Source organism: Paenibacillus sp. GQ49, from assembly GCF_059759055.1.
Window position 1 is genome coordinate 160,506 of sequence record NZ_JCAXEL010000004.1, and the last position, 24,269, is coordinate 184,774.

The 24,269-nt window shown below is 46.8% G+C and carries 18 protein-coding genes; 11 read left to right on the plus strand and 7 right to left on the minus strand.

The features are described 5' to 3' along the window. Positions 1-147 precede the first annotated feature (147 nt). Both AC6CIF_RS10090 and AC6CIF_RS10095 read right to left on the minus strand, forming a co-directional pair. Positions 148-1,347 (minus strand): outer membrane lipoprotein-sorting protein, encoded by a 1,200-nt coding sequence (locus AC6CIF_RS10090; RefSeq protein ID WP_498199413.1) that lies wholly within the window; start codon positions 1,345-1,347, stop codon positions 148-150. A gap of 163 nt (positions 1,348-1,510) precedes the next feature. Next, positions 1,511-3,394, minus strand: coding sequence for an ABC transporter substrate-binding protein (locus AC6CIF_RS10095; RefSeq protein ID WP_498199414.1), 1,884 nt, complete (start codon positions 3,392-3,394; stop codon positions 1,511-1,513). Between the two features lie 123 nt (positions 3,395-3,517). Between AC6CIF_RS10095 and AC6CIF_RS10100 the strand changes: the two genes are divergently transcribed. The 4 genes from AC6CIF_RS10100 to AC6CIF_RS10115 all read left to right on the plus strand — a co-directional run bounded on the left by AC6CIF_RS10100 (position 3,518) and on the right by AC6CIF_RS10115 (position 8,182). Beyond that, positions 3,518-4,768 (plus strand): MFS transporter, encoded by a 1,251-nt coding sequence (locus AC6CIF_RS10100; protein WP_498199415.1) that lies wholly within the window; start codon positions 3,518-3,520, stop codon positions 4,766-4,768. A gap of 174 nt (positions 4,769-4,942) precedes the next feature. Then, complete coding sequence (locus tag AC6CIF_RS10105) at positions 4,943-5,152, plus strand: helix-turn-helix transcriptional regulator (RefSeq protein ID WP_017690042.1); 210 nt, start codon at positions 4,943-4,945, stop codon at positions 5,150-5,152. Position 5,153: 1 nt separating this feature from the next. Continuing rightward, entirely contained in the window at positions 5,154-5,924 is a 771-nt protein-coding gene (locus tag AC6CIF_RS10110; protein WP_498199416.1) for a DUF3169 family protein, read from the plus strand. A gap of 50 nt (positions 5,925-5,974) precedes the next feature. Then, positions 5,975-8,182 carry a serine hydrolase domain-containing protein gene (locus AC6CIF_RS10115; RefSeq protein WP_498199418.1) on the plus strand — a complete coding sequence of 736 codons (2,208 nt, stop codon included), beginning with the start codon at positions 5,975-5,977 and terminating at the stop codon, positions 8,180-8,182. A 152-nt stretch (positions 8,183-8,334) separates the two neighbouring features. Here the strand turns inward: AC6CIF_RS10115 and AC6CIF_RS10120 are convergent, their stop codons facing one another. Beyond that, positions 8,335-9,384, minus strand: a complete 1,050-nt coding sequence (locus AC6CIF_RS10120) for a hypothetical protein (RefSeq protein ID WP_498199420.1) — start codon at positions 9,382-9,384, stop codon at positions 8,335-8,337. Then, a complete protein-coding gene (locus AC6CIF_RS10125) occupies positions 9,384-11,219 on the minus strand; it encodes an HSP90 family protein (protein ID WP_498199421.1) in 1,836 nt (611 codons plus the stop codon). Before AC6CIF_RS10125 ends, AC6CIF_RS10120 begins: the two co-directional genes overlap by 1 nt. A gap of 445 nt (positions 11,220-11,664) precedes the next feature. Between AC6CIF_RS10125 and AC6CIF_RS10130 the strand changes: the two genes are divergently transcribed. The 3 genes from AC6CIF_RS10130 (at position 11,665) to AC6CIF_RS10140 (ending at position 14,330) form a co-directional block, all read left to right on the plus strand. Beyond that, a complete protein-coding gene (locus tag AC6CIF_RS10130; protein ID WP_498199423.1) occupies positions 11,665-12,570 on the plus strand; it encodes an ABC transporter ATP-binding protein in 906 nt (301 codons plus the stop codon). Next, a complete protein-coding gene (locus AC6CIF_RS10135) occupies positions 12,563-13,396 on the plus strand; it encodes an ABC transporter permease subunit (RefSeq protein WP_498199425.1) in 834 nt (277 codons plus the stop codon). The genes AC6CIF_RS10130 and AC6CIF_RS10135 overlap by 8 nt, the downstream gene beginning before the upstream one ends. 136 nt (positions 13,397-13,532) lie before the next feature. Then, a complete protein-coding gene (locus AC6CIF_RS10140) occupies positions 13,533-14,330 on the plus strand; it encodes a MurR/RpiR family transcriptional regulator (RefSeq protein WP_498199427.1) in 798 nt (265 codons plus the stop codon). 3 nt (positions 14,331-14,333) lie between these two features. Here the strand turns inward: AC6CIF_RS10140 and AC6CIF_RS10145 are convergent, their stop codons facing one another. Next, positions 14,334-15,320: a Gfo/Idh/MocA family protein gene (locus AC6CIF_RS10145; RefSeq protein ID WP_498199693.1), complete on the minus strand. Its 987-nt coding sequence runs from the start codon at positions 15,318-15,320 to the stop codon at positions 14,334-14,336. Positions 15,321-15,587: 267 nt separating this feature from the next. Here AC6CIF_RS10145 and AC6CIF_RS10150 point away from each other — a divergent pair, with 267 nt between their 5' ends. Continuing rightward, the gene (locus tag AC6CIF_RS10150) at positions 15,588-16,874 is read left to right on the plus strand and encodes a DUF5050 domain-containing protein (protein WP_498199429.1); all 1,287 of its coding nucleotides are present in this window, start codon (positions 15,588-15,590) and stop codon (positions 16,872-16,874) included. Between the two features lie 185 nt (positions 16,875-17,059). Next, positions 17,060-18,691 carry a helix-turn-helix domain-containing protein gene (locus tag AC6CIF_RS10155; RefSeq protein WP_498199431.1) on the plus strand — a complete coding sequence of 544 codons (1,632 nt, stop codon included), beginning with the start codon at positions 17,060-17,062 and terminating at the stop codon, positions 18,689-18,691. 128 nt (positions 18,692-18,819) lie between these two features. Here AC6CIF_RS10155 and AC6CIF_RS10160 read toward each other — a convergent pair whose 3' ends face one another. Next, positions 18,820-19,395: a GbsR/MarR family transcriptional regulator gene (locus tag AC6CIF_RS10160; RefSeq protein WP_221819156.1), complete on the minus strand. Its 576-nt coding sequence runs from the start codon at positions 19,393-19,395 to the stop codon at positions 18,820-18,822. Positions 19,396-19,896: 501 nt separating this feature from the next. Here AC6CIF_RS10160 and AC6CIF_RS10165 point away from each other — a divergent pair. Together AC6CIF_RS10165 and AC6CIF_RS10170 are read left to right on the plus strand one after the other, a co-directional pair. Beyond that, entirely contained in the window at positions 19,897-21,126 is a 1,230-nt protein-coding gene (locus AC6CIF_RS10165) for a quaternary amine ABC transporter ATP-binding protein (RefSeq protein WP_105597692.1), read from the plus strand. Then, on the plus strand, positions 21,092-23,680 hold the full coding sequence (locus tag AC6CIF_RS10170) for a glycine betaine ABC transporter substrate-binding protein (protein WP_498199433.1): 2,589 nt from the start codon (positions 21,092-21,094) through the stop codon (positions 23,678-23,680). The genes AC6CIF_RS10165 and AC6CIF_RS10170 overlap by 35 nt, the downstream gene beginning before the upstream one ends. Positions 23,681-23,933: 253 nt before the next feature. Here the strand turns inward: AC6CIF_RS10170 and AC6CIF_RS10175 are convergent, their stop codons facing one another. Then, the gene (locus AC6CIF_RS10175) at positions 23,934-24,146 is read right to left on the minus strand and encodes an immunity 17 family protein (RefSeq protein ID WP_047842001.1); all 213 of its coding nucleotides are present in this window, start codon (positions 24,144-24,146) and stop codon (positions 23,934-23,936) included. Positions 24,147-24,269: the final 123 nt, after the last annotated feature.

Sequence of the window (24,269 nt, forward strand, 5' to 3'; positions counted from 1 at the left end):
CGTTTTGCATTATTGAGTGTATCTGGTAAGAAAAACGGCGCCAGATGAATACCTGTCTTACATCAAAGCAAAGCACCGGAGAACGGGTCTCCGATGCTTCTTAGCATTCCTTATGTTTATGCTGCTATTCGTTCATTTGTTCAAAAATCATTTGCCTGACTCTTCCTGCATGGATGTTGCAATGCGTACCATTTCGTTATCAGGCAGATCGGCACTGGTGATCCGATATTCTATGCCATCTGTCGTCCATGTCAGTGTCTGCAGTGCATCTCCGCTGACCATGCCCAGTGTGAATCCCAGATCCAGTACACGGGATGGGGCAAGCGACACAGCTCGATCCTGTGGTCTGGCTTCGAAAATTGTGTAATTGTATGTTCCTTCATAACGAAGCATGACGGAATAGTCTCCTGCTTCCTCCAAAATCTGATCATCCTTAAGCTGGACTCCTTCCGGCGCATACGTCGGCTGAATCACACCAAAGCTGTCTGCACCTTCCGGCTCTGCAAGCGTTGGTTCTTCGCCTTCCTGACCTGTTGCAGCACCCTCTGTACCTTGCTGCTCTGTGTCACCACTCACACCGGTCTGTCCATCAGTGACAGCTCCGTCAGGTTCAGGCGCAGTCTGAGGATTGGCAGGTTCTTTACCGCCCTCATTCCCGGTTTGCTCCGCAGGAGTCGCACCGGAGTCCGTTCCTGTTTGGCCGCCTTCTTCTGTAGCGGCTGTCATGTTACGTTGCATGTCAAAGGCATCTTTTTCAAATTCAGTCCCGAATTTGAAGGAGTCAAATTTCACATCAACCACAACATTGGCATTGGAGTCGGATACCTCCACCTGTTTAGGTGCATAATCACTTTTGTTCAGCCAAATTTTCTGTCTGACAAGTGCGTGTGTATTATAATTGGCAGCTACATCAAAAACATAGCTCTCCTTCTCATCCGCAAACTGACGGGTTGTATCCCCCGTAATGCTCCGAATCAATGTTTCATAGAGATATACCTGCCCCTGATTATCTGGCCAATTGCTCTGAAAACGGAAGCTTTTGTTCTGGCTCGGCGTCAAAACAAACACGCCTTCATCGTTACGCAGTACAATCTGTGTTACATCCTTTTTTGCATTCGTTAACGCAATACGATAATAGGAAGGCTTCTGATGCCATACCTCGACCTTGTACTGCTGCGGCGTATCTCCGGTATGCAGCGTCATCACGCCTGCCCCCTGGTAACTTTCCATTTCTCCTACGACTTCGTTCAGATCTTTGACCACAGCTGCCGCATCCTTCTTCCCGCAGGCGGCAAGCAAGACCGATAAGACCAATACCATGGCAAGCATCCATGATATTCGGCGCATGACATCATCCCCTTTAGCACATGTTTTCACTTCAGGATTGTGCTTGCAGCAGAACCCCTACTTGATTAGTACATGTTATGAGGGACTTGTTCGATATATGCGGACTAGTTTGACAAGCAATCGGTGAAGTCCGTTAATACGGCATTGCTACGCTCGCATAATCCTACCACAACGGAATATACACCGGATAACTCGTATCCTCTTCCTCGGCACCAGGGCTTCTCCTCACCCACAATCTGCGCAGATCAGGCAGACCATACCCCGCAAGACGATAATCTCGCAGCGAATCATGATGGGCGTGTTCTTCCTTGAAGCTGTATGTGGGCAGAAGCAACGCCTCCTGAATCAGTCGATCTTCTAGCCGAATCAATCTATTCAACCGCTCCGCAGGTTCCGGGATCATGACCACTCGTCCACATTCCTGTTCCATTTCATGTCTCCAGTGATCATTCATCGCAATCAGGAATAACGTGTTCTGGAAGGTGTACATCGTCACGAGACTCAGCACGACATGATCATTGAAGATTTCTCCTGTATAGATCAGATCACAATCCCCGAACCCATCTTGATAGACGGCATGGATCGGATCTCCCTGCATAATGTTGATATGTAGGCCAATCTGTCTACTTCTCTCTGCAAACCAGACCATATCAGCCTCCAGCTTCTCGCCTTCTTCCACCCACAGACTTAAACTCTGCCCTTGATAAGAGCTATGACGCAATAATGCTGAGGCCCGCGCCAGTGAGGTCTCCACGGAAAGTTCAGGTACAGGTGTGACCAAACCATCCGGTTGTTCCGATTGCTGTTTCCATGGCTCCCCTTGATCTGAACCCACCTTTAAAGGTTGCTGTACTCGTCCTCGAATCAGACTATAGGCAGCCTGCGTGTTCGTGCTTCCGAGCGCTTGCGACAACTCCTGCGCATTCAATAGCTGTTGAACAGCCCGGCGAAAATTCACATCATGCTGTGGCCCTTCCTTTTGCATATTAAAAGTCATATACATGCCACCCTGCATCTCATGCTGCACGGCACGAGGCTCCGCATCCGGAAATATATTATGCTTGATGACGGACTCCACCCTCCCAGAATGGGGAAGTTGCCATATTTCAACGCGGTCAATATAGGCTCGGCCTCGGAAGTAGGAAGGGAATACTTCCAACACAAGCAACTTGGAATCATGACGCGTCAACCGATAAGGTCCTGTTCCAATCGGATGGAGCGGATTCATCTCCACATCTCTAGGCAAGATCGATGCAGACATACTGCTCATCAGATCCGGGAACATGAAGTTTGGCTTGTTTAACACAAAACGTACAGTCAATTCGTCCAATGTCTCTATGCGCTCAATAGATCCAAACAGAGGCCTGCACGGGTTACTATTGTCAGAGATAATGCGATCAAAGGTAAATTTCACGTCCTCTGCATCCAATATTCTGCCATGATGAAATGGTATACCTTTGTGCAGATAAAAGGTCCATTCCCTCCCCTCCGAATGACTCTCCCATGCCACAGCCAGACTCGGTTCACAGACCTGGTGTTCAGCATTATAGCGAACCAAACAATCAAAAACCTCCGCAACAATAAAAACTTCTCCCCACATGGCCGTCTGCGTGGGATCCAATGTCTCAAAAGGGATATTCCGTGGAATCCGCAATGTATCCACTCGTCCTCTGTCCCCTTTATTCGAATACAGACCGAATTGATGCTGCATTTGTTGTATCAGATGTTCTCTCATCGTAATTGGCAAGGTGGCAGCCAGTTCATAGGCGTCCTCCATCCTGTTCCCATCCAGGAGATGGTCAAATCGTTCACGCGCCACTTCAAGCAACGGGACACAAAATACCAGCATCGATTTTTTGCCTCTTCCGCGCTGCGGGTTCCAGCTGACCCATCCATTCTCCTTGAATTTGTTCATAATGAGGTTCATATTGCGCATGGTACAACATAATAGATCGGCAAGTTCCCCTACCGTTGTATGCACTTCTTGTTCATCATGTACATGTGGAAAGTTTAATCGCAGTTGAATGTAATGTTCTGATACGTCCATATTTGCCCTACCTTCTGCTAAAATACGAAATCTCTATGGATGCTTCTACAGTTTTTCTTCAGGTTTTCCTCCATTATACTCAGTATCATCAACATGACCAGTGGGAAGGAAGAAAAACGACTTATGAAATACGCCGATCTGCACCCTAACATCAGGATACGTATCATTACTGATTTTTTCACCGATCTGACCCAAAAGTCCATCATTCCATTCATGGCGATCTATCTGAGTATTCAGATTGGCGCAGGTTTGGCGGGGTTATTGCTGACGGTTAATATTGTGGCTTCCATGATTGTTGGATTATGGGCAGGATATTGGTCTGACCGAATTGGACGGAAGAAGTTAATGGTGATTGCACAAACTCTGCAGGTAGTGGCTCTACTTTGTTTGACCATCGCCAATTCACCATGGATGGATTCGATCCTCGTCACTTGTCTCATGTTTCTGCTCAGCAGTCTCAGTTCAGGGATCACCGTGCCGATTGCTAATGCCATGATTGTCGACGTGAGCAGTGAACATGAACGTCATTATGTATATGGATTGCAATATTGGACAACAAACGTTGCTGTAACTTTTGGTGCACTGATGGGCGGGCTATTTTTCGAATCATTTCGTTTCCTATTGTTCAGTCTGGTATGCCTTGAAAGCCTAGCTACCCTGTTTATTTTGATCTTTATGATTCGCGAAACAATGGATAAACGTGGATCAGGTTATGGCGATGCTCCCATCCAGAGGAACATACTGAAAACGTACTGGGCGGTCTTTCAGGACAAACGTTTCATGATATTTTTCACGGCCACTGTACTTGCAGTCTCCCTGGAATTTCAATTGGATAAATACATCGCTGTTCGTCTAAAAAATGAATTCACCGCTCAACTGCTCGGCTCAGATATCTCAGGTCTGCATATGTTCAGCCTGATCATGGTCATCAACACCGTAATGGTCGCCTTGGTTGCCATTCCATTCTCCAGATGGATAGGTCGCTTCCAGTCCCGATCTATTATGACTGTTGGTATGCTCCTCTATACCGCAGGTTTCACCGTACTGGCTTTCAGCAACTGGGCCTGGTTACTCATCTCATCCGCTATATTGCTAACCATTGGAGAATTGATGTACGCCCCTGTTCGTCAGGTCATGCTCGCGGGCATGGTTCCAGATTCGGACCGTGCTGCCTATATGGCTGCTGACGGGTTGAGTTACAACGTTGCTGCCCTCCTCGGCAGTCTCGGGTTAACCATTGGAGCCTTTCTGCCCTCCTATGCGATGGCTGGTCTGTATGTCCTGATGGGGCTTGGAGCGCTCATCTTTTTCCGAATGTTATTTCGGAAGGCAGAGGAACAGAATCAACATCTGCCGTGTGCCGATGCATCTTGATTTCACTTTTCCGGCAACTTTTCCGGCAACAAAATAATCATCCAAGAGAGCCCAGCAGGCTCTCTTTTTCATGTCCATTATCAACGTTTAGAAGTAAATTATCTTTAACATTTTGTATATTATAGTTTACATTTAGTCAAATATCATATACATTAGGTTCATGGAGGTGAGCAAGTGGAAGAATTACACAATCACGTTCGGGAGTTACGAGCCAGAGACCGGCTATCCCAAGCAGAACTGGCCAAACTCATTGGTGCATCCCGTCAAACCATTGCCCTGATTGAGCGTGGAGATTACTCTCCGTCGGTCGTTCTGGCACTAAAAATAGCACATGTCTTTCGTGAACCCGTCGAAAAAATCTTTGAACTGAAAGGTGGAGATTAAAATGAAAAATTCATCATCCTCGTCCATTAAAAAGCGGTTGCGTCTTCCCTTGTATGCTGCAGGTGGCGCTGTAGTTGGTTTTCTTGGAGCTAGCGGAGTCAGTAAACTCCCTTCTGACTTGAACTGGGCACTGTCCGTGTACTATGACTATGATCTTTTATTCGCAATACTGGCGGCTCTTGTGGTGGTTATGACGGTGTGGAACATCTTCAGTCTCTCCCGTACGCCATCTGTCCCTCCCATGGAAGATGATGCTTATGGAGATTCCGATTCACTCATCTCTCCCGCAGAGCGCTCCCTCGGAAAAGCGATGATCCTCAGCGGATTCAGCGTTATTCTTACGTTTACCTGGGCAGCACTTGCCTTGTCCTTGTATGCATCCAACCGAACCATGCCGAATTCTCCAGAACTGTTCAACCTCTTGAATTTTGTTGCTTCGTGTATCTCTATTATCATCGTTGTGGTCGTGCAAACTCTGACTGTGAAGCGATACAACCGTTATTATCCTGAACGCACTCTGGATCTGAACTCGCGCAATATGAAAAAAGATCACTTCGAGAAACTAGATGAAGGTGAGAAATGGATCGTTTATCGCGCAGCCTATCGTTCTTTTCAGATGATGAATGTACTTCTTGGTGTTGGAATGGTCTCTATGGTTCTATATTCGATGCTCTTTACCTTTGCTCCATTCCCAATTGTAATGCTCTCTGTGATCTGGATTGCCAACATCGGAATCTATTATCGTGAAACCTATCGTGCGAGTAATCAGTAATACATGGGTAGGTAACTATTTTGTAAATATTTTCATAAAGGAGTGTTTGCATGCATTTATCCAAACGAAAGACCCGTTTCAGGTTCACCTCCCTAACAGGAGCTTTTATGGCTGTGGTTCTGTCTCTCAGTCTGTGGGTACCCGCAGTTCAGGCGGAGACAGCGACTCCAGTAGCTGCTGAACAAGGAAAGACGAAAGCGCTGACAACTGAATCGGCTACAGCTTTTCTGGATTCATTCTTCGATTCATCTGAGGCAAAACCCCATTATGTGGGAGCCTCTGTTGTTGTTGTGAAGGATGGCAAAGTTCTGGCAGAAAAGGGATATGGCTTCTCTGATGTGGAGAGCAAAACAGCGATCGATCCGAAAAAAACTGCTTTCCGTGTAGCCTCTGTCTCCAAAACGTTCACGTCAGTAGCTGTAATGCAGCTGGTAGAGCAAGGCAAGGTTGATCTGCAAGCTGATTTTCAGACCTATGTGAAAGGGCTCGAATTTGATAATCCTTTTGACAAACCTGTAACTGTGGAGAACCTGCTCACACACACGACCGGATTCGAGATCCGTGATCCGCAGCAGGAAGACATCCATACTGATTTTGACAAGTACATAGCGATGGAGGATTACGCACAGCAACACATGCCTCCTGTCGTTCGCGAGCCTGGTAGCGCCTATATGTACGATAATTTCTCATTTTTGCTGCTTGGCATGATTGTTGAGAATGTAAGCGGCGAACCCTTTGAATCCTACATGCAACAACATATCTTCAAACCGCTAGGAATGAATAACAGCAGTTTCATGCTGGACAAAAAGTTCCAAAAGCAGCTGGCTACAGGCTATGATGCGGCACACAATCCGCTTGATCTGTACACCATCGCTCCAACACCTATGCCTCATGGCGGCATGTTGTCTACCGGAGAAGACATTGGGAAGTTCATGATCGCTTTCCTGAATGATGGCGTGAAGGACAACGAGCGGATTCTCAAGGAATCCACGGTGAAAAGCATGGAACAGTACCGTTCTTCCATTCACCCATTGTTGCCAAACACCACGTATGGATTCGAAGCTGCATTTCAGCTTCCCGGTGCAGGGAGTAGTCCAGAAGTTATTACAAAAGCAGGCGACCTGAACGGATTCAGCTCTTATCTCTTCCTTATTCCCGAGCAAAATACAGGCGTTTTCCTGACGTATAATCAAAATGGAGCACTTCGTAATCTGTTCTACCCGGCATTCATTCAGAATTTCTTCCCGCAATATGCAGAGCCTGTACAGTTCAAGGAATACACGCCGCAATCCGCAGCTGAGCTGCAACGCTTCACCGGATTGTACGCGGATCTGCGAATTAGCACGATCGTCAGCTCCTTGAAAAATGCTGGTAAAGAGCCTGGACAACTGAGCATTTCGGACGTTTTTCTGGGTCAACGCAACCTGATTCAAGTGGAAGATAATCTCTTCAAAGATGAATTGACCGGTCAATTCACAGCATTCAAGAAAAATGCTGATGGAACCATCTATATGAAAGAACCTTACCTCAACCCAATGGGTTATGAGAAAAAAGGACAAAAGCCTATGGGCTTCCGGGATGTTCGTGAGAACAGTCCTTATGCTGAAGCCATCTATGCCATACAATCTCTTGGATATTATGAGAATGATGCTAACAAGTCTTTCCAACCGAAATCAGCTGTGACACGAGCTGAATTTATTGAGAACACGCTTAAACTGAGTGGATTGAAGCCCAGCAAAACAACACCTCCTGCAGGCACTGATTGGGCCGACCATGCAGCAGCCGGATATATCCAACTTGGATATGAAATGGGTATGATTACTGGGACGGACGAACAACAGTTTAAGCCGGATCAAGTGATTATCCGACAGGAAGCCATGGTCATGATGTGGAGAATTCTCCAACTGCAATATCCTAGTGAACTGTTCACGGATGTCAAACTTGCGGGACACACGGACCCATGGGCTGTACCAGCCGTTCAGATGATGGCGAAGCTTGGTATCCATGGACCTGAGGTAAAAGTGCTGGAAGATGGATCCGTTGATTTCCTTTCCCGCAAACCTCTGATTCGTCAGGAAGAGGCTGCGATCATGTATGCGCTGCTTACCCAACCAACAGATCAAATCGTCGCTGAACTGATGGCTGCTCAGCAGCCGCAAGCGAAACCTGCTGAAGAAGCCGAAGCTGCAGAGGAGACATCTGAAACTGCACCGGTTCCAGTACCAGCGCCGGTCCCTTCTGCGACTTCAGCACAATAAAAATAAAACATCTTCATACCGATTAGATTTATTATGCTTATGATGCAAGAAAAAACAGGCTTGTTCAGAAGGGTACGATCCTTCTCGAACAAGCCTGTTTCGTTCCTTTTCCTAACTTATTATAAAAATCTATTACTCAGTTATATCCGTCTCTATTCGATCAACGAAGATACATGCTGGTTCCCGTTGCGCTGATCAAACTTGGCTGCAGCGGTCTGCGCATGTTCCGCAAAGTAATCGGCCAGCTTGAGCAGGTCGCCCGGGTCACCTTCATACGGGAAGGATGCTGGCAGACGCAATCGGTATTCTGGAGATTCTTCCACCCAGCGGCGAAGCAACGATGCTGCTCTGGCATAGAACAACATTTTGGCGTAAGGATCCTCATGATCGGCAGCGAACACCAGTGTTTCCTCCAGCACATCAATGCCTTTTGCAGGATTCATACGTGTGAGATAATCCATCTGCTCCGCAAAACTCTGCACAAAATCGTTCTGGCCTTTAATCAGGCGATATCCCTTGGTCTGATGTTTATCTGCTTCCGCAGTCCGTCCCAACCGATATAGTGGCATCAAAATTTCAGACAAAGTCAGATGCGGAATCTCTGCACAGCTCATACGCCCTTTCAGGATAGGCTGTGCCGCCTCCAATACCTTCTCATCGTCTCCTTTTAACAAGAAATATCGCATAATCTCATCCTGCTCACAGGCTTCGCAGTCACTCATAAAGTCACGATCCATCGTTCTGAATCGATCATAACTGCGTCCCGCTTCCTCCAGCTCCCCAAAATCCATAAAGATCCGAAACCGATAATACCAGTAGGAGCGTTCACTGTAACCGTAGGACTTGAAACGCCGTCCGAAATCCTCCAACAGCTCCAGGATCTTCTCACGTGATATTTCCGGGAAGTCGGGCATCTTGCCCAATATCCATTTGTACGACCACATTAACGTTTCTTCATCATATTCTTCGGGCTGTTGGTCGAACTTGCCCAGCTGCCAGGAAAAAGCAATCAGCGCTTTCATCGGATAACCACAGAATGTTGCTGTCTCCACAATCTCCGATCTTGCTTCGTATGCCTCTTCCTCCATGCCGTTCACATCGGCAACTCTTGCCGCTTCCTCCAGCATACCAAGCTTCGCCGGACCATTGGGCAAACCATAGGCCTCGTCCATCAGTTCTTCAAAATCCATCTCTGTCTTCATCAGGCATCCCCCTTACGATCTGTATTTGCACGCAAACCCCAATCAATAAAACGAACAATGCCCTGATTTAACACTTCAAGCTCCTGCTTGCTCATGGCATAATGCCCCATCATCAGTGCATTGACGTATAACATTTCGATGGCAATAGGTGTCATCTGGTCATCCGGTGATGTCAGTACCCGCTGAATGATCGGATTACTCACGTTCAAATACAAGGTTGAGTACCCTGCTGAACTCATGCCAGAAGACAATGAACCCAGAACAGACGAGAACAATTCCGTGCTCTCCTCGCTTGCTTTTTCAAGCGCACGAAGTGTTGAGGATTCCTGAGACAGCGTGAACAACACTGGCAGATCCGATGGCTTAAAACCTTTCACCTCAGCCCGACAACGGAAGCGCTGTAAGGCAGAATCGGCCAGTCGCAACGCATCATAATACTGATTACGCTCAGCGGGTGGCACATCGGTGAAACTCATCGAGACCTGATCCGGCTGTAGCCGCTCCGTGTGTACGTTGTGCACGGTCATCGGCAGTGTCGCCATCAACTCGCTGTCATAGATGTAACCACCATTAATTACCAGCATCGATTGTGCGGAAGCTACATGATGAATCTGACGGTACTCATCAACAGAGGTCGTGAAATACAACGTCTCTCCTTCATCGATTAACTCACCCAGTTCACGGTGACCCCTCGTGCTCTCAAAAGGCAGCCAGCGATGAATCATCGCGTAGAATGCTTGATCCTGTACAGCTAGTGCCTTCATGGACAGGGCATGCAGGCGAATCAGCTTCTGCAGCCGTTCCGTCTGGCTCTCAGCCATGTCGGCCAGTCCTTTGCGAATTGCGTCTCCGAGTTCGGAGCGAACTTCCTCCAGCTTCTCATTTTCATAAAAATGTTCCCGTGATGCCGTCGGTTGAAGCTCATCTGTCCAGATCAGGCATTTCACGAAGAAAGCCCACTCTGGCAAAATGTTCTCAGCCTTCTCCGAAATCAGCATTCGCTTCAGGTAAACCCGGTGAGAACGCTTGGCATTCAGATTAACCGCGTGTGGCAGTACAAAAGCAATACCTCCGGTACGGCCTGAAGCTGTCGTCAACGGAATGAAGTCCTGGAACTGCTCACCAAGCAGACGTTCACCAAAAGCCAGTACCTCTGCTCTGCGTGAACGTGCGAGTGCAGGGTCCATCAGCCAGATCGGTGTCTCGCTATTCACCACATGTTGCGCGCCGTCATGATACAGCGTGACCGGATACGGCAATAACGCTCCGTAATAGAACAGAGCTTCTTTCACATAATCTGGTTCAAAGTAGTGCGCCGCGTCCGGTGTGCAACGCAGATATACTTTGGTCCCTGGGGACAGCTGTGTGTCCAACTCTCGAATCGTATAGGTGCCATCCGGCTTGCCCCGCCACTCCATCGAAGGGCCGCCCTTCGCGGATTGCGTCAGCATGACGATTTCTTGACTCACCATAAAACAGGATAACAACCCGATCCCGAAACGTCCGATAAACGAAGACTCTCCATCCAGCAGCGCTTGCTGCCCCCTCTTCGAGGATTGTCCAATCATCGCCAGAAATTCATGGATGTCAGCTTCAGTCAAGCCGATGCCGTTGTCCTCCACCATCATGGTCAATTGCTCACCTGTTCCCGTCAGTTCAACACGCACTTCACCCTGATACCCTGGCTCCGCCTCCGTTCGTGCGGTAATCGCATCCGTCGCATTCTGCATCAGTTCTCGCAAGAACACTTTAGGACTGCTATATAGATGGTTGGATAAAATCTGGATCATCCCACTCAGATTCACTTGAAAACGATATTCATTGGATGCTGTCATGACTCACTCACCTTCCTCTACGTCCAAACACAATATGTACCCATATGATGTATTCATATGGATGTGTTAGACGAATTTATTATGTAATTGCTAGAAACAGACGTTCCCCGTGACAGGGGCGCCACAACATCACGTCAAGCCGGCCCTGGATAACCAAGACCGGCGTTATATGCATATTTCAGGCATTCATGAGACGTATGGCCTTATCTTTCATTACCACGTTATGAATAGCAATGAAACGGATGTTCTACCCTAAAATAAGGATACATGGTACAAGCCAGAGTGAAAACAAACCTGAGACCCGATTTCAGACAGACTTCAGGGTAAATGTGCATCCTACATTCGGGACTATTGAAGGAGGAATGGATCTTTTTTGTCGTCCATTTGAACGATATCAGCCTACCACACGTATAATCTCCAAACTCAGATCGGACGGTGAATATACATGATCGAAGTACGCAACATATCCAAGCAATTCAAGGTGCATCAAGCACTGCATGATGTCAGTTTCACAGTTAAACAAGGCAGTGTCACCGGGTTGATTGGACCCAACGGTTCGGGCAAAACCACACTGATCCGTATCATGAATGGGGTCTTGGGCGCTTCCGGTGGACAGGTAACCATTAACGGATTGGACGCCGCTCGTGAGGCGGAGAAAGTACTGGCCATGTGTGGCACCCTTACCGAGCAAAGTGGATTATATGAAAATATGAGCGGGCGTGACAATCTGACTTTCTTCGCAGATGTTTTTGGCCTGAAGCATGCCAAGAAACGAATCGACGAGCTTGTAACTCTGTTTGAGTTGCAGGATTATCAGCATCGAAAAGTCGGCACCTATAGCACAGGCATGAAAAAACGCTTGGGCCTTGCACGAGTACTCCTGCACCGTCCTTCCATCCTGTTTCTGGATGAGCCCACCAATGGCCTGGATCCGGATGGAATTCAGATGGTGCTGCGCATTATCCGTCAGTTAAATAAGGAAGAAAAGATGACAATCCTGGTCTCATCCCATGTGCTGTCCCAGCTGTCAGCCGTCTGTGATCATTATATTTTCATGGAAAAGGGGCGCATTGTGGAGGAAGGCACGGAACAGGAGATTGTTAGCCGGTACCTGTCCACGCCGAAGCTCGAAGTAGAAGCCGACATGCCCGATGGATGGCATACGGCAACCGACTTTACGCCTGAAATAATCTCCGCACATCAAGCGACATTTCAGCTTACATCGCGTGAAGATATTCCATTACTGCTAAGGCAATTAACGGAGCATGGTCAAGTCTATCAGGCCCGCATCACGGGCAGTGATCTGGAAAGTATCTATTTTGCCATAAGGGAGGCACACCACCATGAATAACCGCCAAGCCATACGTGCACTGGTACGTAAAGATATCCGGTCCGTCACCGCCAGTGTTCAGCTCTGGTTGCCCATGTTGATTGTCCCACTGATTATCGGAATCATTATGCCCTCTGCCCTCCTGTGGGCGGCCTCCAGAATGGAGCTTCGTTCTCTGGGCAACATCAGCTTTCTGCTCGAATCATTGGATGCGTTAACCCATGGTGGACAGATTCCTCAGCTTGCTTCCATGCCTACAGATAATCATCGTATTGTCTATTACTTGGCCATGTATATGTTCGCTCCCTTGTTCCTCATCATTCCGGTGATGGCCTCCAGCATTCTGACGGCCAATAGTTTCGCTGGTGAGAAAGAACGCAAGACGCTGGAAGGGTTGTTATTCACACCGATCAGTATGAGCACTCTTTTTAAAGGCAAAGTGCTAGCTGCCCTGATCCCTTCCATTCTATTATCCTGGGTTACTTTCCTGATCTATGGAATCATTGCCAATATTCTGATGTACCCCATGTTTGGAACGTTGATGTTTCCCAATCTGAACTGGATCATACTTGTGGTGTGGGTTGTTCCCGCTTGCAGTCTTATGGTCATTTTACTAAACGTGCTGATCTCGGCCAAGGTCCGTGGGTTCCAGGAAGCCTATCAGCTCGGCGGATTAATTGTCCTTCCCCTCATCGCCTTAGTCGCTGGTCAAGCCAGTGGCATGCTGCTGATTGGGCCTTGGATGTTACTCATGATTGGAGCTGTGCTCCTGCTCATAAGTGTGGTTCTTCTTCGCCTGGTCACGTCGTGGAATAGTCGTCAGCAACTGGCGGAAAGTCAGATCTGAATGATGTGGAGTGTAGCGACGAAATTCAACAGATTACACTGTCGCTCCGCTACACAGATTGAGAAATAAATATACGCGGGTTATGATGTGGAGATATATGTTATGGGATGATTTTAGAGAGGAATGGAACAACCGCATGGAATCCAAACTACTTCAAAAATTAAAATATGCTTCACAATTAACGGCACAGGAGAAACATATTGTGGACTTTATCCTGAACAATCCCGAAGTTGTATTTGATTCTACAGCCCATGAACTGGCTCAGCAGACCTATACAAGCTCATCCACCATTGTTCGCTTATGCAAAAAGCTGGGTACCAAGGGGTACCCAGACTTTCAGCTCAAGCTTGCTCTTGAATATCAACAGATACCTTCCGCGTTGCAGACGCAGGATGATCATGCAATTGCAGAACAAGGCAACGTGCTGGCTGCCATCGACTCGGTTCCTTACCTGTACCAGCAGGCGCTGGAGGATACCCGCCGGATGTTAAACGCTCCTGTTTTGTTACGAATCGCGAACTGGGTCAAAGAATCCGTACGCATTGATGTCTATGGCAGTGATATGAATTATTATCTGGCGCAACAGGCTTGTGCCAAGTGGAATGAACTCGGCATATCTGCCATTGCTCATAATAGTCCGAACATGCATTATTTGAACACGATGAATCCCAATAACCTGACGCTCTCTTTTGTTATATCACACACAGGTGAGAACCAATCCATGATTGAAGCCGCCAAAGTGCTGAGCAACAAACAGATGAAAGTCATCGCGGTCACGGGCAACAACCATTCAACCCTGTCCAGACATTGTGATGAAACGTTACTGGCTTACGGATACAATGAACAATTAAGGCTGTCCAAAATGTCTTCGATGGTCTCGGTACTCTATCTTTTCGACATGTTATACATGGGCAGCATTAGCGATACGTATTAACGATTAACGCTGGTCCGCTGCAAATACGATCCCGGCATCCTTACGTGCACTCATAAGTACACTCATCACAGACTGGCTGTGTTCGAGCAGTTCGTAACATCTTTTGTAATCCCCATTTCCATGGATGTCCCTGAACGCTTCCCACTCATAGTACAGCCAATTGGATTGGCTCTGGGCATTATACGCCTCAGCAAGCTCGTTCCCGATCTGAAGCTTGATCTCCCGGCAACCGTTTGCTCCTCCCACAACCTGAAGATAACCTTTCTCACCCTGAATGAGCACAAAGTTCATACTGTTTGTGTCTTTGGCACCTACACATTCCGCAATAAACTCCGGATACTGGAGAACCACAACACCTGACGTATCAATGCCGTTTGCATGCTTGTTCGCGGTATACGATACGGTATTCGGACTGCCAAATAGATTCATGACCAGATGCAGATTATAAATATTGATATCCATCAGCGCGCCACCAGAGAAATGTGGATTGAATACGTTCGGCGTTTCCCCTGCAAGCAGATCATTGTATTTGCGCGAGTATTGACTGTAGTTACACTGGATGAGTTTAATCGGACCAAGCTTTGGTAGGTGCTCCTGTATGACTTTAACATTGGGCAGATGAATGTTGGAGATGGCTTCAAACAACAACAGATTCTTTTCTTTTGCAAGTGCAATCAGCGTTTCTGCTTCCTGAAGCGTGGACGTGAACGGTTTTTCGCAGACAACATGTTTGCCATGTTGAAGTGCCTGATAGGCCTGTTCGTAGTGCATGCTGTTTGGTGAAGCAATATATACGAGATCTACATTTGCATCTGAAAATAGGGATTCCAGGTCCGTATAGATTGTACCGACCCCATACTTACCCGCAAGCTCCTGTGCTGTCTCTCTCTTCCGAGAGTACATCGCTGTACACGTAACATCATCCAATTCATTGATCGCAGACAAAATGGCATCCACAATGGACCCTGTACCAATCGTTGCTATATTCATCATATCGTTTCTCTCCTGTCGTTGGTTTGTCCGTTGGCCTCGCTCTGGTTGAGTGTAATGTTATCACGATCATGTCAGGCGGAGAATGCTTTGGGACGGGATTGGCAGCATCATGCGAAATTTGATTTCAGGTTTGAATGACTATGAAATTCAATTTCATCCTCTTCTTTATTCATGTTTGAGATCTAACATATCTTCCATAGTTTACCGATATAACATAAGGAATTAACGACATACATATAGAAGAATGAAGGGGACGATGAACGAATGAAAACAGGGTATACATACGTACAACGCACCATCTGTACATTGCTGTTATTTACACTCATTGCAGCAGTGACATTGGGAGGTGGAACCGCAGCCGAGGCAGCTTCACTTAGCCAATCCACAGTGTATTATGAGTCCGACGGCGTTTTGTACAAAGTATCCGCGGATGGCAGCAATACAACAGAAGTATTAATTGATTTCCAAGGTGTGGACTTACACGCGGCAGGCTCTTATCTCTACTACACGCAGACGGCTTCTTCCACAACACTGCTTCGGGTTCCGAATGACGGGTCCAGCGATGCGGCAGAGACATTTGCTACAGATGTACTCAGCTATTATACGGATAACGGATTCATCTATTATCTGGATGCTACAGGTACCATTTATCGCGCGAATGGCAATAGTGACGCTTCAGCTGTCACCAAGATTGCTGACAAGGCCGATACCGACTTCCCATTCCTCCTGGTAACCAAAGGGCGTGCCTACTATAATGCGTTGGTTAATGGAAACACGTGGATCGTGTCCAAAACGTCCAACGGTTCTGGCGCTGTGCAGCGGATTGCCGCAGGTGCAGTCGAAGGACGTTATTTTACAAATCAATCCAAAAACGAACTGCAACTGATGGTAAATACAGACCCCTACGAGGATTTCTATTCCACCAATGCTGTTGTCATGTATAAGGTGAACTACAACACTGGCAAAGCAACTGCCGTTAATCCCAAAGCCAAACTGGATGTGAATGCTGTATATTCCGGTGGTTGGGGAAACAATCTTTACGTGTATAACAAAGGAATCGTTCTCGACAGCAATAAGGATTACAATTATGCCAAAGGCAAAGCGTTTGCGTTAACGACTTCAGCCAAAACACTTCAGCTTCATAACAAAAGCGTTCGTGAAGTAAGTGCCTTAGGTACAGACAAGGTTGTCCTTATTGATGCAGACAAAAAGGCTTATGCCAAAACGGTCTCGGGCAACAAAGTGACCAAGTCCGCCAACCTGAACCTGACAAATGTAACGTATGTGGCGAATCAGTTGACCAATGGTACATCTACGGCTGCATACATCTCGGGCAACAACGGACTCTATTCGGTTAATACAGCTCTCAAGGTAACGAAACTTACCGGGGACGAATGGGATGCATTCCATATCAGAGATGATGTTGCGGGCCTCTTCTACATCAATGCCAAAGATCAATATCGCTTGTATCACGTGCAAACGGGTGGAACAGGGAAAAAAGTAATGAGTGACGTTTTCCTAGACAATATTCTATTGGTGACACCGTACTAACATATATGTTGATTCAGGCGTACAGCCCATTCAACGGACTTGTCCGTAACAAAAAGGATTACCTTGCAGCCATAATGGCTCCTGGTAGTCCTTTTTTGGTTGTCGAAAACTATTTTTCAAAAACATCTTCCATATGAGAATGATAATTGTTATCATTAAGAAAATAAGACAAAAGGATGGTCCGTATGACTGAACAGTTTCCCTTCATTGCTGAAACCTCATCTCTACCGCTCCTCTCCTCCATGTGCCGTGTGCGTCGTGGGGAGAATTTCCGTGTGCAAGGCAAGACGGTGTCACGGCCCATGCTCTGTCTTATTTTACAAGGAGACGGTGTTCTGGTCCTGAATGATACAGCCTATACGGCGCAAGCAGGCAGCTTGTTTGTACTAAAGGCAGGAACAACCATCGAGGCCGCTGCACGCTCGAATGTGACCGAATGTATATTGCTAAGCATGGATACAGTTCGTTTGCAGCAAGTGCGCGGTGAATGGAAAATGACCTCTTCACCCGCCTTCCCGCTGGATTGGCAGACAGGCAGATTGCTGGTTCGTCATGAGCAGCAGGCTGTATTACGTTTGGAACAACTGTATGAAACCTATCGCGGTCTTCAACCGGATCACTTTATCAGCATACATAGCCAGCTGCATGAGCTGCTGCAGTTTCTCTCGGAGAACAGGCTGGAAGCCAATCATGAGAAAGTGGACCCTGCCTTGGAACGCAGTATTATGTATATGCGACGTTACATGAGTGAAGGAATTAGCATGGATCAGCTTGCCAAGATCGCTGGACTGACACCTAGCTCCTATTCACGCAGTTTCAAGAAGGCCAAAGGCATGTCACCCACCGATTACCTGAATCGTTTACGTATAAACGAAGCCAAAAAACAGCTGACAGAGGAATCCTGTGTCCTCAAAGACGTCGCGGTATCTGTCGGGTATGGCAATGAGTATTATTTTAGCCGCAAATTCAAACAAACCTTGGGGATTGCTCCCAGCGTATATATGAAAAGAGATCAACTTCGCGTAGCTACGGCATCCATTATGGGATTCCATGAGAACTTGGCCTCGCTTGGACTGCGTCCGGTAGCTGTGTTGGAAGGTGAAGGTGTGTTTGACCGAGAAGCGGATGAATATGAACAAGAACGCCGGTTAACCAGACAATTCGATCAACTTCGGCAGGCGAAGCCAGACTTGATCATCGGTGACTTTTACCACAAGCCCTATTACGATCGTCTGAAAAGTATTGCACCCACCATCATCTTGGAGTCCACTGATGACTGGAAAGAGAACCATATTCGCATCGCCGAACTGGTCGCACGTGAGAAACAAGCGTTGCTGAATTTCAAAGAACTTGCGTTTCGCAAGCTTGAAGCAAGCCTGAACCTGCAACCGCATTTCGGACAAAACAGGTTGGCTCTGATGGAGGTTACGAATCAGTTCATTAGCTTACAAGGGACTGGCGAGCATCCATTAAATCACTTGTTGTATGCTGAATTGGGACTTCAGCCTGCTGAGCTTGTATCTCCCGAAAGTTCCAGAAATGAGTATGTTGCGGATAGTATCCCGGTGCTGGACACAGATTACCTGTTGATCCATCGTGCTTCGCTTCAGCCTGCCAATGAAAAGCTGTTCCGACGCATGAAACAAACGGCTTCATGGAATCGATCCCCTGCTGTATTGTATGGTAACGTTCACGATATTTCGAACTGGCAACGGTTATGCTGGACCCCGGCTGGCCGGTTGCAGATTCTGAACGAACTGGAACAGATTGCTCAGCAATCTGTAGTCTTTCCTCAGGCAGGTCTGATCGGACATTAGACGGTGAGCATAGGTCGATACGATGGACAAGATTATCTTTTACATCGTGTTCCTTCATTATAAATCAGTAAGATATTGCACAGACCAAAGGGCCCTCTCCTATAACGGAAAGGGCCCTTTGCATGTAATTATGAATGTTCCTTAATCTCTTCCTTCGGAACCAGCTTGTATATCTCTTCATCTTCCATGGTATCAATCAACCGATCCAACCATTTGTAATATGCTTCCGCTTGCAAAACCTTGTGTTTGTCTTCCATCAGGATGTGGATAAGTTCAGCATCCGCCTCTTCATCCAGATCTTCGACTAATCGATTCAGTTCATCAATTGATTTGCGTAGAACCTGAAGGTTACTCTCCACGGCTTTTCTCCACTTAATTGCAAAATAATCCGTAAACGTCTGATGCCAGTCATATTCGACTTCATATAGGTCTTTTCTGGAGCCCTTGCTCCACACTTTATTTACCATTTTCAAATCCAGCAGTGTTCGTACACCTGTACTCATACTCGTTTTGCTCATTTCCATTTCCCGTCCCATATCGTCAAGGGTCATTGGTTTGTCTGCAAAAAATAGCAATCCATATAAGTGTCCCGTTGACAGCGTAACGCCGTAAAGATCCATATTACGTCCAATGGCTTCAATGACGCGTTTACGAATCTTCAGCACGGTTGCCTGCTGTTCCTCTTGTAAATGGTCCAAGCCCATGCTTGCAACCTCCATTCTGAACATTCCACAGTCTTTGGCGAAATCATTGCAACACTTTAAAAGTCCTGCTTACATGGGAAAGCTCTCGGCCGGACATCATATATGCCAGAGGGCTTTCATTCACCCAATGTATGAAAATGGGAACTTTACCAGGCTACAATTGCCTATGACTATCTTTTAACCAAAAAATTCAGCTTCAATTCAGCTCATTTTCTATTGTAGGAAAAGCAATGTCAAATGTAAAGCTGCCTTATTAGCCAGAATAAGGAGAATGACGGAGTATTTGGACGAAAAACTTTGTACAGTTTTTACTGTACAAACATTATGTACTGTTTATTCGGTTGATATACTGGTTAAGTATTGTTAGTATTAAACTCGTTACCCAGAAAGACGGGAAGCGAAGCAACAACTACCGGATTTCGTGGCTGGGCGCATAAGTGTATGGGCTTATGGATGCTGAAAGCCGTTCGAAGTGCACAACACATCAGAAGGGGTGAAAACATGACCATACTTGAAGTGAAAAACGTAAGTAAATTGTTTGGACCCCAAACCGAGCAAGGTCTGCAATTACTGGAGCAAGGTTGGGGTAAAGAAAAGTTGGCCAAAGAAAAACAGATAACGGTTGGTGTCAACCGGGTCAACATGGACATTAAGGAAGGCGAGATTTTCGTTATTATGGGACTGTCCGGGAGTGGTAAATCCACACTGGTTCGGATGTTCAATCGTCTGATTGAACCAACATCCGGAGAAATTCTGGTCCATGGTAAGGATCTACGCAAGATGAACAAAGAACAATTGCGCGAAGTGCGCCGGAAAACGATTAGCATGGTCTTCCAGAAGTTTGCGTTATTCCCGCACCGTACCGTTCTTGATAATGTGGAGTATGGATTGGAAATACAAAAAGTAGATAAGGAAGTACGCCGGGAGAAGGCAAAAACCTCACTTGAGCTGGTTGGCCTGAAAGGCTGGGAAGACAAAATGCCAGATGAACTCAGTGGCGGGATGCAGCAACGTGTCGGCTTGGCGCGTGCACTTGCCAATGACCCGGAAGTACTACTGATGGATGAAGCCTTCAGTGCACTTGATCCATTGATTCGTCGTGATATGCAAGATGAGTTGATCGAGCTTCAGGATAAAATGAAAAAGACCATTATTTTCATTACCCATGACTTGGACGAAGCGCTGCGCATCGGCGATCGTATTGCCCTCATGAAAGACGGCGCAGTTGTGCAGATCGGTACACCGGAAGAAATCATGATTCAACCGGCCAACTCATATGTGGCCCGCTTCGTCGAAGACGTGGATCTGTCCAAGGTCCTTACAGCATCTCACGTAATGCGTCGCCCTGAAACAATCACGCTTGACCGCGGACCTCGCGTTGCCCTCGAATTAATGCGCGAAAGTGGCGTTTCCAACCTGTTTGTCATTGACCGTTCGAAGAAGCTGCTTGGTGTCATTACAGCAGAAGACGCTTCTCGTGCGATGCGTGAAAACAAAGTATTAAAAGACATTCTGATCACGGACGGGCCTACTGTGTCACCTGAGACCCTGATTCATGAATTGTTCGAAATTGTAAGTTCAGCCCATGTGCCTCTCGCTGTTGTTGGTGAGAATGGCCGTCTGCAAGGTGTTATCGTCCGCGGTGCCCTGCTGGGTGCACTTAGCGGTGAAGTTGCAGTAAAGGAGGAACTTGTGAATGATTCCCAAAATACCACTAGCGTCGTGGATTGAATCCATCGTTGACTGGATGAGCTCCTCGCTCTCCGGATTGTTTAATGTAATTTCCACCGTTATTCAAGCGGTTGTCGGATATTTCTCCGGGCTGTTCTTGCTGCCCCATCCACTCCTGTTCATTGCCATATTGGGTGTTCTTGCGTTCCTCGTAGGACGACTCCCACTGACACTATTTACGGTTATCGGGTTCTTGCTCGTAGATAACTTGGGATACTGGTCCCAATCGATGGACACACTCGGTCTGGTTATCACTTCAGGATTGGTTTCGATCCTGCTTGGTGTGCCTGTCGGAATCTGGCTTGCATACAGTAAAACTGCGGCGCGTATCATTACACCGCTGCTTGACTTCATGCAGACAATGCCTGCATTTGTCTACTTGCTGCCTGCGGTTACATTCTTTAGTCTAGGTGTCGTTCCAGGTGTTATCGCGTCTGTTATATTTGCGATTCCCCCAACGATTCGTCTGACTCACCTGGGTATCAGACAGGTATCTGGTGAATTGGTTGAAGCAGCCGATGCATTCGGCTCAACTTCCATGCAAAAGTTGTTCAAAGTACAACTTCCACTCGCTTTGCCTACCGTGATGTCCGGTATTAACCAGACCATCATGTTGTCACTATCCATGGTTGTTATTGCATCCATGATCGGTGCACAAGGTATTGGTGCGGAAGTCTATCGTGCTGTAACACAACTACAAATCGGTAAAGGTTTCGAAGCCGGTCTGGCCGTTGTTGTACTCGCGATTGTTCTGGACCGTTTTACACAAAATGTGTTTATGCCAGGTCGCAAAAAGACCTCACGTATTACAGCCAAGCAAAAAGCATGGATCACTGCTGCGGCAACATTCCTTGTGCTTGTAGCTGGTTTCTCACAATACTTCGTTGGTGGCACAACTTCGGCTGGTGGCAACAATTCAGCAGCCAATGCTGTAGGTCAAGAAGTGAACTACCAGATTATTGGTATCGATCCAGGGGCTGGTATCATGAAGTCTGCTGCAAAAGCGATCGAAGACTATAAATTGACTGACTGGACTCTGATTGAAGGATCTGGTGCAGCCATGACGGCCACACTGGACAAAGCGATCAAAAATGAAGATCCAATCATTATTACAGGTTGGACTCCACACTGGATGTTCAACAAGTATGATCTGAAATATCTGGAAGACCCTGAGAAATCTTTCGGTGATGCTGAAGAAATTCATACCATCGCCCGTAAAGGTCTGAAAGAAGATCACCCTGTTGCGTTTGAATTCCTGTCCCGTTTCCAATGGACCTCGGATGAAATGGGTGAAATGATGACTGCTATCCAGGGTGGCACATCCGCAGAAGAAGCAGCTAAAGCTTATGCGGAGAAACATGCCGATCAGATTGCTGAGTGGACCAAAGGTCTGACTCCAGTGAACGGTGATGCATTCAAACTGAGCTATGTGGCTTGGGATTCCGAAATCGCAAGTACCAACTTGCTGAAATATGTGATGGAAAACGAATTAGGTTATAAAGTTAACGCTCTGCAAGTCGAAGCCGGACCGATGTGGACGGGTGTTGCCTCAGGCGACGTAGATGCCTCTCCAGCAGCTTGGCTGCCATTGACACACGCAGACTACTGGGAACGTTACAAAGATCAGGTGGACGATCTGGGGGCCAATATGACAGGTGTACGCACAGGCCTCGTGGTTCCTAGTTACATGACTGAAGTCAATTCGATTGCAGATCTGGAGACAGGTGCCGCTTCTTCCACTCCATCGGCAAGTGCTAATGTGGGCGAAGAGGTTAATCACCAAATCGTTGGTATTGATCCAGGTGCAGGTCTGATGAAGGCCACAGCAAACGCCATTAAGCATTATGATTTGTCTAACTGGAATCTGATTGAAGGCTCTGGAGCCGCGATGACTGCATCGCTGGATAAAGCTTATAAAAATGAAGAACCAATCATCGTTACGGGTTGGACTCCGCACTGGATGTTCAATCAGTATGATCTGAAGTATTTGGATGATCCCGACTTGATTTTCGGCGATGCAGAGGAAGTTCACACGGTTGGACGTAAGGGAATCAAAGAAGATCATCCCGTTGCCTATGAGTTCTTCTCTCGTTTTAATTGGACTGCGGATCAAATGAGTGAAATCATGGTAGACATTCAAAAGGGCGTTTCGCCTGAAGAAGCTGCCAAAACTTATGCAGAAAAACATCCGGACCAAATTGAAGAGTGGACCAAAGGGTTAACCCCTGTTAAAGGTGACAATTTGCGTCTCGGTTATGTTGCATGGGACTCTGAAATTGCGAGTACCAACCTGATGAAGTATGTGCTGGAGACGGATCTGGGTTATACAGTCAAAGCACTGCAAGTCGAAGCTGGACCCATGTGGGCAGGCTTGGCAGCAGGTGATATCGATGCTTCTCCAGCCGTATGGCTCCCGCTTACACATGGAGACTACTGGAAAACATATGGAGACAAGATTGAAGATATCGCTGTCAGTATGACTGGAGTCAAACAAGGTCTGGTTGTTCCAACGTATATGGATATCAACTCTGTTGAAGACTTAAAAGATAATTAAACCAGATTGAGATGGATAAACCTGAATTTGGTAAAAAGACCACCGAAATTTTTCGGTGGTCTTTTTGTTATGGCTATGATTTTTTCAGGCATGCTATTTGATTTGATATTCTATCCTGGTCATACTGCATACTGCTACTTTAAGCATTCACACGCTTTTTCCATTTGACTCTTCTCACATATCCTCTTACTTCGCCTTCGCTCATGAACATCGTATGTAGATGATACTTGGTGAGTTCGTTTATTTCCAATATCTATCCGATCAGTAACAGTAGTACACCAATGACAATCATGACAACACCGAGAATACCATATACCACTCTTGCGCCCTGTCTTCCAATAGTCTTCACAAAAATCCCTGCTCTGAAACTCTTCATAAACCAATCCCAATTGTTGATACCACCGAGTAAACTAAAAATTCCTGCCGCTATGGCAAATAGTGCGATTAAAACGGGTTGATCTTGCATTTCGTCAACACTCCTTCAATATAATCCTGTCTACTATACCTTCACTTGGTGAAAATTAACAGGCATTAATTAGAAAAAAGAAGCATGCAGATGGGAGTCTGCATGCTGTTCTAAACCGTCTGT